The sequence below is a fragment of the Microcoleus sp. B9-D4 genome, assembly GCF_036705105.1.
Taxonomy (GTDB): domain Bacteria; phylum Cyanobacteriota; class Cyanobacteriia; order Cyanobacteriales; family Microcoleaceae; genus Microcoleus.
This window is the reverse complement of the sequence record NZ_JAUBTS010000111.1, coordinates 1-11742: the sequence shown is the minus strand read 5'-3', so window position 1 is coordinate 11742 and position 11742 is coordinate 1. Positions and strand designations below refer to the sequence as shown.

Annotated in this window: 15 protein-coding genes; 12 read left to right on the top strand and 3 right to left on the bottom strand. The window is 47.3% G+C overall.

Annotated features, from left to right (window positions below):
• Positions 1–127: 127 nt before the first annotated feature.
• From QUB24_RS32135 to QUB24_RS32085, 11 genes are all read left to right on the top strand, one after another.
• Positions 128–1012, top strand: coding sequence for a hypothetical protein (locus QUB24_RS32135; protein ID WP_333157593.1), 885 nt, complete (start codon positions 128–130; stop codon positions 1010–1012).
• Positions 1012–2541 (top strand): hypothetical protein, encoded by a 1530-nt coding sequence (locus QUB24_RS32130; RefSeq protein WP_333157592.1) that lies wholly within the window; start codon positions 1012–1014, stop codon positions 2539–2541. The genes QUB24_RS32135 and QUB24_RS32130 overlap by 1 nt, the downstream gene beginning before the upstream one ends.
• Positions 2542–2735: 194 nt before the next feature.
• A complete protein-coding gene (locus QUB24_RS32125) occupies positions 2736–3050 on the top strand; it encodes a hypothetical protein (RefSeq protein WP_333157591.1) in 315 nt (104 codons plus the stop codon).
• A 34-nt stretch (positions 3051–3084) separates the two neighbouring features.
• The gene (locus tag QUB24_RS32120) at positions 3085–3681 is read left to right on the top strand and encodes a hypothetical protein (protein ID WP_333157590.1); all 597 of its coding nucleotides are present in this window, start codon (positions 3085–3087) and stop codon (positions 3679–3681) included.
• Positions 3682–3763: 82 nt separating this feature from the next.
• Positions 3764–4117: a hypothetical protein gene (locus QUB24_RS32115; protein ID WP_333157589.1), complete on the top strand. Its 354-nt coding sequence runs from the start codon at positions 3764–3766 to the stop codon at positions 4115–4117.
• Between the two features lie 20 nt (positions 4118–4137).
• Positions 4138–4419: a hypothetical protein gene (locus tag QUB24_RS32110; protein ID WP_333157588.1), complete on the top strand. Its 282-nt coding sequence runs from the start codon at positions 4138–4140 to the stop codon at positions 4417–4419.
• Complete coding sequence (locus QUB24_RS32105; protein WP_333157587.1) at positions 4420–4617, top strand: hypothetical protein; 198 nt, start codon at positions 4420–4422, stop codon at positions 4615–4617.
• On the top strand, positions 4598–4810 hold the full coding sequence (locus QUB24_RS32100; protein ID WP_333157586.1) for a hypothetical protein: 213 nt from the start codon (positions 4598–4600) through the stop codon (positions 4808–4810). Before QUB24_RS32105 ends, QUB24_RS32100 begins: the two co-directional genes overlap by 20 nt.
• The gene (locus tag QUB24_RS32095; RefSeq protein WP_333157585.1) at positions 4798–5232 is read left to right on the top strand and encodes a hypothetical protein; all 435 of its coding nucleotides are present in this window, start codon (positions 4798–4800) and stop codon (positions 5230–5232) included. Before QUB24_RS32100 ends, QUB24_RS32095 begins: the two co-directional genes overlap by 13 nt.
• 207 nt (positions 5233–5439) lie before the next feature.
• Complete coding sequence (locus tag QUB24_RS32090; RefSeq protein ID WP_333157584.1) at positions 5440–5868, top strand: RusA family crossover junction endodeoxyribonuclease; 429 nt, start codon at positions 5440–5442, stop codon at positions 5866–5868.
• Positions 5865–6539 (top strand): hypothetical protein, encoded by a 675-nt coding sequence (locus tag QUB24_RS32085; RefSeq protein WP_333157583.1) that lies wholly within the window; start codon positions 5865–5867, stop codon positions 6537–6539. The genes QUB24_RS32090 and QUB24_RS32085 overlap by 4 nt, the downstream gene beginning before the upstream one ends.
• Before the next feature lie 61 nt (positions 6540–6600).
• On the opposite strand, the gene cphA is transcribed toward QUB24_RS32085, so the two are convergent.
• From cphA to QUB24_RS32070, 3 genes are all read right to left on the bottom strand, one after another.
• Positions 6601–9321, bottom strand: a complete 2721-nt coding sequence (gene cphA, locus QUB24_RS32080; RefSeq protein ID WP_333157582.1) for a cyanophycin synthetase — start codon at positions 9319–9321, stop codon at positions 6601–6603.
• A gap of 338 nt (positions 9322–9659) precedes the next feature.
• Complete coding sequence (locus QUB24_RS32075) at positions 9660–10553, bottom strand: cyanophycinase (RefSeq protein ID WP_333041076.1); 894 nt, start codon at positions 10551–10553, stop codon at positions 9660–9662.
• Between the two features lie 65 nt (positions 10554–10618).
• Positions 10619–10777: a hypothetical protein gene (locus QUB24_RS32070; protein WP_333157581.1), complete on the bottom strand. Its 159-nt coding sequence runs from the start codon at positions 10775–10777 to the stop codon at positions 10619–10621.
• A 108-nt stretch (positions 10778–10885) separates the two neighbouring features.
• On the opposite strand from QUB24_RS32070, the gene trmD reads away from it, so the two are divergent.
• Positions 10886–11581, top strand: coding sequence for a tRNA (guanosine(37)-N1)-methyltransferase TrmD (trmD, locus tag QUB24_RS32065; RefSeq protein WP_333157580.1), 696 nt, complete (start codon positions 10886–10888; stop codon positions 11579–11581).
• Positions 11582–11742 lie beyond the last annotated feature (161 nt).

Sequence of the window (11742 nt, the reverse complement as noted above, 5' to 3'; positions counted from 1 at the left end):
GCTGCCTATCTTTTTTTAGCACAAGTGGGTTAAATCTTTACGCTCTCTGGATTTGGGGCGGGTTGTCACCCCCCCAGGGCAAAACGTGGATCAATGTTGCTGCGATAATTTGCGTTTAACACGCGCAATGTACACCAAATTAGGGCTTGCCAGATTTCCGGGCGAATTGCCTTCAACTATTATTCAAGAAGTGCCGAACGAGGGAGAGGAACCCGCAGAACCGTCACAGGTGCAAATTCCAGATTTGGTTAGCTTTATGGACTGGATTTTTAAGCGTGATGATGAACGCTGGGGACAATGGGAAGTGCAGATAAACGTCAAGGACGCGGACGTTACCAAAGAAGGCGACCAAAAGAAGCAAGTTAAGTTTCCAAACTTAGCAGAATCTATTGCTGAAATAGAAGGTCAAATGCTGTCATTGTCTACAAATGTAGACGCATTGATTGCTATCAATACTAAGAATTTAGTTGAATCGGGATTGTCTCGCCAAGAAGCCATTAAAGGGTATTTGGCGTCAAAGTCCATCATTAAGTACATGGCTTTTAAGACTCAAGAGATTGATGTAACTGTACCTCTTTGCTTTACCCCTGGGGCTGAATCAATAGACGCATTAGTCAAAGAATCCGAGTTGCATCTTAAAGGGATGGATTACACAGAAAAGGAAACTTTGCGCGACGTTTTCCTGGATTTGTTGCAAGCAGCAGCCATTATCCGCGCCGTCCACTGGCAGCGAATTGATACTAAAAAAGATACTAAGTCTCAATTGTTAGGGATTTTAAAGGGCAGTCTAGACCTTGCCAACTCTATTAAAAATCCTACGCGACCAGCAGACGGCAGCGAGCAGCCAAAACCCGCAGAGGACTTTGAAGACTTTCTTGACAACGCCGAAGACGGATTTAGAAACGTGACGGGCATTACCGATATGCAAAACCCATACGGTAAAACACCAGACCGCCGCCCCCGTATTCGACAAATTGGGGACAACATCGCACAAGCGGGGAAAGATAACTAATGGCAACTGCTCAAGCAATCCCCAAAATAGGGATGATTTTAAAAGATTTAGCATCCCGAAAAATTCGCTCAAGTTCTACGGGCGGTCAATTAATAAGAACTTGGTCGGCGAGTGCCATTACTACTTCTGGCAGCGGCGGTTTTCTGGAAACTGTTTTCAATGGCGCTCTCCGTTTTGGCAACTTTTTAATTTCAGCAATTGGTAGCGCAATTTCTTTTAGTTTTACAAAGTTGTGGAGCTGGGTCGTCGGTGGTGTTCAGTTTCTTTACAATTTCGACTGGAATATATCGGACACTGCGATCGACAAACAAGTCGAGGGGTTGTGGAATTCCTTTGGCGGTATTTTGGGCGGTGCGGTTGGACGAGCGATCGGCTGGATAGGGTGCGGGATAGTTCCGGCAGCGACGGTTTTTTCATTCAATCAATCGCTGGGCACGCATTTATTGAAAGAAGTCGGAGAGCAAGCCCTGGACGAGATGCTCGACGCGGCCAGCGAAGTAATTAATGCTGGATTCAGAATGGGAACTCAGGCAACTTTTCTCTGGCTGTACAAGGATGTGCGACGCGCACTCAAAGACCCGAATAATGTTTTTGGTCAAGGGCTGCGGGCTGTACTGGGCGGCCAAACTATAGAGAATTGGGGAACTGGCGAATCGTGGACGATCGCCAAAGCGGTAGAAAATAAGATCGAATCTATCCCTAATGTTTTCTGGCGCAACTTCACAGAGGAGATGCTTGAGGAAGGTTCAGAAGCTTGTATTGAAGCAGGCTTCGCTGTCGCTGGCGGTATTGATGCTTGGCTGGCTCAGCAAGCAATGCAAAACGCATCTGTGCTGGGTGTCGATCGCACTGTGGAGATTACACCCGATCGCTCCGCACCCGACGAACGCATTATTTTGAGCGGCCCGGAAGCTGTACTGCGCCCAACAATCGTTAATGTGCTCGCAACTCATCAGATGCTTGGTAACAGAGATGTTGGAGTGCTAATTAATGGCAATCCCACAGACGACACTATTACCCCCGGAGTTCAAGAGCGGCGCTTGCTAATTGAATTTAGAGAAAAAACCACACCGCCGTGGGTAATGCCAGGGCGCAGAAGAGCGCGCCGCAGGGAGATCACAACTTTTGACATCAAGCGGGGGTTGACGTGGGAAGAAGTAAAGATTGCTGCTAAACAGTACACAACTGGCTCACGACTTGTTACTGCGCGCCTTAACAATGGGCATCAAATGCAGTGTTACGGTGCAACAGAAGCAGAAGCTTTGAGAAAGATTAACGAGTTGTTGGTACTTTCAACTGCTGAAATCTTGCCTAATGGAGTCCGTGATTCGGGTTATGTCAACCCAACAACGCGGCGGCGTTCATTGCCTTATCTGGTCTATCCTTGCAAAGCTGTACTTATCTGGAAAAAACGGACCACAGACTTAGAAGGGCGGGAAGATATCGCGGGCAACATCTGGGAAGAACAGCGGATCGAGTTTGACTTGTGGCCAGAAAACGCACCGCCAATTTTAAAACCTTTAGGTTAACAATACCTTTACAAAAATTTACAATTTGAGCAATTCAGCTCTAAAGTTTTGTGCCGAACCCTAGGGTTCGGCACAAAACTTTAGAGCTGAAACCTGCACAGAGCAAGAAATTTAGCCATTGACACCTTCAAGGAAAAAATTTAAGGTGAAGTTACCGAACAAAACCTTATGACCACTTAACACCATTTACAAAAATGAACGATATCACCCCGCAAGAATTGGCTCAAGCAATTGAAGATGAAGCGCTGAGAATTTGGTGGGAAGGGAGAGGTTTTCCTGCTGACTATACCGTTAATGAATTCTTAGTCAAGCTTCTGGAAGCTGCTTCAATTGCGGCAGCGCAAAAAAACGAATCCCTAGAAGCTGGCAAAAAAATTCTGGGTTATCCACCAGCAACAAACGGCGCAATTGTTCGCACCGTCTCGAATCAACTGTATTTCCCCCGAACCAGTACAGTTTTGTCGAATGTAGGGGTCAACCTTGACTCGGCTAATCCGACTGTAGGGTAAGGGTAATTTCTGAAAATAAAAGGAGATAATTCTTATGGGTCGATTTAGTTTTCTCATCAAATATACGGGAAAAGGAGTCACAGGGACGGGTACAGACGCTTACCGTACCACTTGCAGTTGCATTGAGCGCGTTGCGAATTTTCTCGATATTAAAGACAGAGTATACACTCCTAGCGAAGGCGATTTAGTAGACCGCGCAGGGTATACCCGAAGTATGCCTAAGCCTGATGGAACCTTTGCAGATGTTGTTGTTGCCGAAGGTAAAAGGATTTACCTTGCTAATACTCGTGCGGGAGGTAAAAAAATTCAGTTAATTACTGGATTGAAAACTGCCAAAGGTACTAATAGAAAGTTGCACATAACTTTCCCCTCGTTTATGTCTGTCGCACAAATTGCCGACGCGCTGGGAGAGTTGATTCCTGCCACAAAAATTAATACGACAGGTGTGCTGGGAGCAACTGAAATCAAACCCTTTTTTAGTATTGAAGGCGGGCGAACATATCCGATTGTGCCTAATGCTGCTGCAGTTGCTAGTACAGCGACAGTCGTAGCAACTACTGAGGCTGCACAAACAACCGTTGCCACGACTACGAAAAGTAAAAAGAAACGCGGTAGTACCACTACTCCTTAATAATTTGCGAATAAAAATTGTTAACTTTTTAAGCAACGGTTAACAATTTTTATTTAATTAAGTTGACTCTTAACAACAAAAAATGCCTCTAGATGATGAGAGCAATTGGACAACTGTCTACAATCAATTCCACGCAGCAACGGGTGAAAATCCAATTCCAAAAATTTTAATCCCTGGTACGTTCACGCAGCACACTATCAGGGCTTACTCTATCTCGCAGCAAGCCAAGCCTACATGGTGGCTAGGGGGAAGATTGACGCAATTGTTAGGGAGTAGCGCGGGCCCCGATTTTGAAGCCTCGCACTGGCCTGTACCACTCAAGCGCCAAGTCTTAATAATCCTGCCTCAGTTGACAGTTGAATACCGCATTAAATTTGAGCCGGCTCGCTGGCATAAAGAAATCGCGCTAGTTATTGAAAGCTACACCGGGCAATAAATTAATGAGTTGAGAAGAGGTTGAAAAATTTAACAGAATTGGCATCATTGTTAGGGACGATTTTAACTTCATTAATTAGTCTCATTGTGCTTTGGAATGTCACCAGAGGGGTGCTTACGCTTTTAGCTACTATTCAGCGCAAGATTACTGTTCTTAGAAGCTTGTTTATTAGCTTGCGCGGAGAGATTCGATCTCTGCAAAAGTTTCTTAAAGTTCATCACGGATATCATATTCGAGAAGAAATTCAAGACGTGCAGGAAGATTTGCTAAAGCAATACGATAACGATACAACGGGATTCTAGATGGATAAATACTCGTATCGCTTTACGGTTGCTTCCCTCAATATTTCTGTAATTATGCTGGTCGGCGCGGGAACAATCTTAGTCTTCCAAAAAGAAAGCCCAACTCCGTTATTGCCTTTTTTAGCACCAATACTCACGGGATTGGGTGGTTTGCTTGTTTCTCCTCCCAAGTCGCAGAATGACCATAGACAAAGCTAAACAACTTTTAGAAGCCGCTAATCCTAGCAAATCTCAATTATTAGATTGCTTAGAAGATTTGGCGAAAGAGTATGGATACATCCAAGGCATGACTATCGCCAATTTGCAAAATTTGGTATTTGGTAAAAAGACACTTGCAGAAATTCAAAATCTAATTGAACAAATTAAGCAAAAAATAAAATGCACAAACTAATTTTTACAATGTCGTTAGCTCAATCCTTGGATCTAATTTATGGTAATTTACAACTTGTCTATCCCAATGGACAGGCGATCGACTATGTGGCAACTTCCGGCTGTGCAGATTATCAGCGCCCTGGTGATGAGTGGGTACGCGGCAAAGGGCCTATTCCTGCTGGCGAGTATGCAATACCAACTGAGGGTTACTGGTTAGACACGCGGGGAGTTGAAGGATTATTTTTTCATATCACGCCTGACCCCGTGATTTCAATTCATGGCATAAGAGCCGAACTAGGCATTCATTTTGACGCCAATATGCCGGGTACGGCGGGTTGCATCGGAGTAGTGCGACAGTTTGGTTGGCGGCGGTTGTGCGATCGGCTTGCATCGATCGCAGAATTGGGCATCAAGTCTTTGCCACTAACGGTGAAGTATTGAAACAAGCGCTATATGTGGTGTCAACACAGCTTCCTTGCCACACCACATATAGTATTAATCCCTGATAGGGTTTTAGGTGGTTTGCCCCAGCGTGCAAGACTGCCCTTTTTTCAATCCCTGATAGGTTTTTTTGCTGGGAAGCTGACCTCCCGCAAGACTTGTACAGCGCAAGCTTATGGCCAGCTATCAAAATAATAGCATTTAGAGTTGGGGATTCTATTTAGAAACACTTTGGCGAGATTTGAGTTCATAGTAGATGGCCCACCAGTATCACAACAAGCTCGTAGGCGAGCTCTTCTTAAAGCTTGGAAAGTGACAGTGAGGCAAGAGGCTGAACAATACTGGTCTTCGGAGCAGAAAACAGCTACTGGCCTAGTGATGCTTCAGATAACTTATTTCTACGATTCTGTTAAAATCGATGTAGACAACATAGTAAAGCCAATTCAAGATGCAATTATCGGGCTAGCCTATGTCGATGACGATCAAGTAACTGATGTTCTAGTCCGCAAGAGGAATTTATCAACTAACTTTAAAGTAGAAAATATGACCTCGATTCTAGCGGAAGGATTTGCCCGTGGTAATGAATTCTTGCACATTGTCGTAATTGATGCTCCTGACAAAGAGGTACTGACATGATCGCAACCCCAACTGCAAACATAGAAAGAGAGCAACTGCTGAAACTAGCAGAGGAGTATCGTGAGAAAGGTTATGAAATTTCATTTCATCCAAACTCTGAAGATTTACCGGACTTCCTTAAAAGCTATCGCCCGGATCTGATAGTGCGCCGGGGCGAAGAATCGGTGGTTATTGCAGTCAAGTCACGCGCTTCACTCAAGTCACCCTCTACTACATATCTACGTAATTTAGCCCAAGCAGTAGCAGAAAATCCCGGCTGGAGGTTTGAGTTAGTGATGACTAACTCGGAGGATGCAGTCGATATTTCCCAAGCTGAGGATTCTTTTCAAGAGCATGAAATAGAGTTGGGTTTGCAAGTCGCCAAGCAACTTGTAACACAACATCTAGAGTCAGCAATGCTATATTCTTGGTCTTTAGTTGAGGCAACTTTGAGGATTGTTGCCCATAAAGAAGAGCTAAGTTTGCAAAGATTAGAACCGCTGTATTTAGTGAAACAACTGACGGTTGAGGGCGTGATTTCTAAATCCGAATATCAGTTATTAATGAATGCGCTTTCTTTGCGGAACGCTATTGCTCATGGGTTTAAAACTACACAACTTACGCACAATTCTGTTTGCGAACTGATTGAGGTAACAGAGAAAATATTGAAAGATAATACGGCGGTTGTCTAAAGCAAAAAGGTTGGGTTTCCTTTCGTTAACCCAACCTATTAATTAAATGAGACTTAAGAGTTTAGCCTTGATTCACAACGGTCGGTTTTAAACTTTCCTGTGACTTCGATCGATCTAAACCATTTTGCACTTCCACAGATTCCTTAATCGGTTTCCGCATCTCAATTAAACTCAAAGCTTTGTTGACACTTTCAGGTAAAATCACTACCAAACTGCCGGCCGGCGCCTCGTCTAAAGCCTTGTTAACAGCCGTTGTTTCGTCGAGAATCAACTCGTATTCAACTTGAGATTTCTTTGCGGTTCCGGCAGAAATCGCCTCTGCAATTCCCTGGCAAATTAACTTTGCCACAACACCGGGTTCTCGCCCGCGCCTGTCAAGATCTTCTTTGACAATGATACGATCGAACATCTCGGCCGAAAGTTTGCCCAGCGTGACAAAATCTTCATCTCGCCGGTCTCCGGGGGCGCCGACTACCCCGATCCGCAGTCCCTGCCAATTCAGCACGAAACTGCCCAAAGCTTTGTAGCTGTGGGGGTTGTGGGCGTAGTCGAGTAAAGCGTGGTAGCTGCCCAATTTAAACAAGTTCATCCTTCCGGGAGTTTGACCCACCGATGCTTGGAAGCTTGACAAAGCAGCGCGAATATCTTCTATTTTCAATCCTTGGGCAAAAGCCGCCAAACAAGCTGCTAAAGCATTGGCAATCATAAACGGCGCGCGCCCGCCCATCGTCAGCGGCACGTTCACAGCCTGCTCAATTCTCAGCGTCCAATCGCCTTTTAAGATCGACAAATACCCATTTTCGTAAATCGCTGCCAGCCCGCCTGCAGCGGTATGTTTGGCAACCAGTTCGTTGTCCGGGTTCATGGAAAAATATGCAATTTGAGCCTTGACACGCTGCGCCATTTGTGATACTAGCGGGTCGTCTGCATTCAAAACTGCATAGCCTTTGGGCATTACCGACTCGACGAGGACGCTCTTGAGTTTGGCAAGTTGTTCCACGGTGTCGATGTCGCCAATTCCCAAGTGATCTGCCGCGACGTTCAAGACGACGCCGACATCGCACAGATCGAAGCCGAGGCCCGATCGCAAAATTCCGCCTCTAGCCGTTTCCAACACGGCCACTTCTACCGTTGGGTCAGACAAAATCAATTGAGCACTCTGGGGCCCGGTATTGTCTCCGCTTTCGACCAAATAATCGCCGATGTAAGTGCCGTCGGTAGTCGTGTAGCCAGTAATCTGACCTGTCTGCTTGACAATGTGAGCAAGTAGGCGAGTGGTTGTCGTTTTGCCGTTGGTTCCCGTTACCGCTAAAATTGGCACCCGGCTGGGTTGAGGCGAAGGGAATAGCATATCGAAGACGGCGCCGGCGACGTTGCGGGGTAAACCTTGACTCGGGGCGACGTGCATTCTGAAACCCGGTGCTGCGTTGACTTCGACGATGACGCCGTTGACATCGCGCAGGGGTTGGGAGATGTCGGGAGTTACTACGTCAATGCCGGCGATGTCCAAACCGATAATTTTGGCGACTCTGGAAAACAGCCAGACGTTTTCTGGGTGGATTTCGTCGGTGCGATCGACTGCAATGCCACCGGTACTCAAGTTTGCTGTCGCGCGCAAAAATACTCTTTCGCCGGCAGGCACTACGGAATCCATCGCGTATCCTTGTTTTTGCAGCAAATCCAGGGACAATTTGTCGATCGTGATCCGGGTGAGCACGTTGTCGTGTCCGTCTCCTCGCTGCGGGTCGCTGTTTACTTCTTCAATAAGCTGTTCTACTGTAGACCGGCCGTCGCCCACGACGTTAGCGGGGACTCGTTCTGCGACTGCTATGACTTGTCCGTTGACTACCAATACTCTGTGGTCACGGCCGACGTAATAGCGCTCGACAATGACGCTTTTTGTTTTTGATGCGGCGCTGGCTAAGTCGTAGGCTTCTTCTGCTGCTTCCCAGGAATTGATGTCGATCGTAATGCCACGGCCGTGGTTGCCGTCTAGGGGTTTGAGGACGATCGGATAACCTCCGACATCTTCGATCGCCCCGCGCAGTTCATCCAAATAATGAATCACCGTTCCTCTGGGAACCGGCACGCCGGCGCTGGCGAGGATATTTTTGGTACCTTCCTTGTCGCAGGCAAGTTCTACCCCCAAAACTCCCGTCCGGTTGCTCAGAGTTGCCTGAATCCGCTTTTGGTGAACCCCGTAGCCGAGTTGAATCATAAACCGGGCGCTCAAAGGTATCCAAGGAATGCCGCGGGCTTCTGCTTCCTTGATCAGTGTTTCCGTGCTCGGCCCCAGGGCCGCCGACGCCGCAAACTCTCTCAGGTCTCTCAAATCTTGGACTAATTCTGCTGCTGGATAAGTGCCTGTCTCAGCAATACTTTGGCACATCCGCACGCCCGCCCGCGCTGCATAGCGACCTGCTTGTTCGTTTTGATACTCGATTACTACTTGGTAAATGCCTGGGGTCGCAGTCTCGCGGGTACGGCCGAACCCGACCGGCATTCCTGCCATTTCCTGAAGTTCTAGAGCGACGTGTTCGATTACGTGTCCCATCATTGTGCCTTCTCTGACCCGTTGCAGGAATCCTCCCTGATGGCCTGGAGAACAGTGATGGTCGTTCAAACTCGGAAGTGTGGCGATCAACCCTTCATAGAAGCCAGGAATTTCCGCTGTGGTTTTATCTGCCCACTCCTCTAAATCCAGACGCATCAGGACGAGTTTCTGGCGTCGGATGCTCCAGTAGTTGGGGCCGCGTAATGTCTGGATTTTAAGTATTTTCATGGCAGTTAGAGGGGTATGGGGCGCGAAATCTTATAGATAATTGGAGCATTTATTCAATTTCGATCTAGATTGCTCGATCGACTGTTCGCTACGAACAGTTTGAGAGTGAATTTCCAGTTATGGGCTACCCAATTGAAAATTCATGCCCCTGCGATCAGCTAAAAACAAGTACAGATTCATGGCTAGCAAAAACTCAAAGCCCGAAGCTAGAATTTTCTGTGGTTCGGCCTCTTGGGGTCAGACCGTGGCTGCTTCGGAATCTATTCTATTGTTGTATCCATGATTCGGCCGGAATGCCGCCTAATTTCTGCCGAATCAATGACAAGAGATGTTCTACGTTAGTTGGCTGTGCGGCATTCGGGGGGCCAGCCCGACTCGGAACACGCTCCTGATGGCATTGGTTTGCCTAGGGGCATATTGTAGCAATCTCCGTGACACAGGACGTGCAAGCGCATATTGAACAGACTTAAGGGTTCTGTCGCTCCTACCATAGACTCATTGGTATAAAAATTTTCCCTAGAATCAACAATAGTCACAGTGCCTTTACCGAGAATTTTCATAGTATCGTCTCCCTCAAACAAGGCGCAGGTGTCTTCGTCAATACCAATAGCGAGGCGATCTGGATGGCAAGCCACAGCCGACAGCAAGCGAGCCATGCGGTTGCGGTTGTGAAAATGCTGATCGACGATGATCTCAGGAATAATGTTAAGTCCGTTTGCCATGTCTACTAAAGAGCGGTTCGGTGACGCGCCACTCCCACCGCCTGCAATCATGTGATATCCCATCACCGCCGCACCCGCGCTGGTGCCAGCGAGGGTAATCTTGCCTTCGAGAGTTTCTTTGCGAATTTTCTCCATCAGCGGGGTGTCCGCCAGCAGCCCACAGAGCCGCAGTTGGTCGCCACCTGTGATGAATACGCCCGTACAGTCTTCTAAGTAATCCTTCCAGACGGGGTTTTCCCCTTGTTCGCGTTCGCGGATGTCCACTACTTTGACGGCGCTAACGCCCATTTCGTCAAATATTGTGCGGTAGCGGTTGCTAATTCCTTCGGGATCTCGCGAAGCGCAGGGAACGATCGCCAGCCGAGCGTTTGCACCCCCAGCACGGCAAAAAAAGGTGTTCAGAATCTCTCGCCCGTGAACTTTGTCTTCGGCTCCCCCGATGACCATTATCGAGGTTTTTGTGCGCTGGGGAATATTGTGTTCAAGGGCTTGAGATGTCAACTGCTGCATGGTGTGTCTTCCTCTGTTGGATGTGAAATTCAATTTTGCCGTTGCTGTGGGTACAATAGGGCTTTTTAAGAATAAATTTTTGTTTGTGCAAGTGAGGTGCGATCGCCGATCGCGCGATCCCGCAGTTGTTTGGGGGCGAGTTTACTTGCAGTCGCTGTCATGAAAAACAGATTATTTTTGTACAAAACCGGCCCGCCGACAAAGGAAGAAAATTTAACTTGCAAAAATTCTCAGAAATTATAAGAAATTATAAAGAATAAAGCAATTACTGAAAACTGAACTCCCTCTAAGGGTCAAACTAGAGGTGATGTATCAATGAAATTCCAATAATTGTGCGATTTGACGTTGTTACCCTATTTCCAGAATTTTTCCGGGCTCCCCTGGAGTCGGGACTGATGGGCAAAGCCTTAGCTAAAAAGATTGCTGAGGTGAATTTTGTCAATCCCCGCGATTTTACCACAGACAAGCACCAGCGAGTAGATGATGAGCCTTACGGGGGCGGAGTGGGGATGCTGATGAAGCCAGAACCGATTTTTGCTGCGGTGGAGTCGCTGCCGGTTTTGCCGAGGCGGGAGGTGATTTTGCTGACTCCCCAGGGGGAACCGATGCAGCAGGGGATGTTTCGGGAGTTGGCGGCCGCTCGCGATCAGTTGGTATTGATTTGCGGTCATTATGAAGGTGTGGACGATCGAGTCCTGCATTTGGTCACTCGCGAGGTGTCTTTGGGGGATTTTGTGCTCACGGGGGGCGAAATTCCGGCTTTGGCTTTGATTAATGGGGTTTTGCGATTGCTGCGGGGAACTGTGGCGAAGGAAGATTCGCTGAAGTTTGAGAGTTTTGAGGACGGACTTTTGGATTATCCGCAGTACACTAGACCGGCGGATTTTCGAGGATTGAAGGTGCCCGACGTGTTGCTGTCTGGTAATCACGCGGAAATTGCTCGCTGGCGCAGGGAACAGCAAATTGAAAGAACGCGCCAAAGGCGATCGGATTTGTACGATCGGTGGTTGCAGGAAAGGGAAGAATAGGAGAAAGGGCGATCGCACGAGTGGTCAATCGATTTTAGATTTTAGATTTTAGATTTTAGATTGACTTGCGCGAGATAAATGCGGGGGCTTGAGGATTTTCGATTTTCGATTTGGGATTGATTCCACGGATAAATCACGTGGCGGGTACCACCTTTGAAATT

Bases quoted from the DNA above. Each gene is read 5' to 3' on its own strand.
- QUB24_RS32135 (WP_333157593.1), top strand. From the start codon at position 128: ATGTACACCAAATTAGGGCTTGCCAGATTTCCGGGCGAATTGCCTTCA.
- QUB24_RS32095 (WP_333157585.1), top strand. From the start codon at position 4,798: ATGCACAAACTAATTTTTACAATGTCGTTAGCTCAATCCTTGGATCTA.
- QUB24_RS32125 (WP_333157591.1), top strand. From the start codon at position 2,736: ATGAACGATATCACCCCGCAAGAATTGGCTCAAGCAATTGAAGATGAA.
- QUB24_RS32075 (WP_333041076.1), bottom strand. From the start codon at position 10,553: ATGCAGCAGTTGACATCTCAAGCCCTTGAACACAATATTCCCCAGCGC.
- QUB24_RS32105 (WP_333157587.1), top strand. From the start codon at position 4,420: ATGGATAAATACTCGTATCGCTTTACGGTTGCTTCCCTCAATATTTCT.
- QUB24_RS32130 (WP_333157592.1), top strand. From the start codon at position 1,012: ATGGCAACTGCTCAAGCAATCCCCAAAATAGGGATGATTTTAAAAGAT.
- QUB24_RS32115 (WP_333157589.1), top strand. From the start codon at position 3,764: ATGCCTCTAGATGATGAGAGCAATTGGACAACTGTCTACAATCAATTC.
- cphA (WP_333157582.1), bottom strand. From the start codon at position 9,321: ATGAAAATACTTAAAATCCAGACATTACGCGGCCCCAACTACTGGAGC.
- QUB24_RS32100 (WP_333157586.1), top strand. From the start codon at position 4,598: ATGACCATAGACAAAGCTAAACAACTTTTAGAAGCCGCTAATCCTAGC.
- QUB24_RS32085 (WP_333157583.1), top strand. From the start codon at position 5,865: ATGATCGCAACCCCAACTGCAAACATAGAAAGAGAGCAACTGCTGAAA.
- QUB24_RS32120 (WP_333157590.1), top strand. From the start codon at position 3,085: ATGGGTCGATTTAGTTTTCTCATCAAATATACGGGAAAAGGAGTCACA.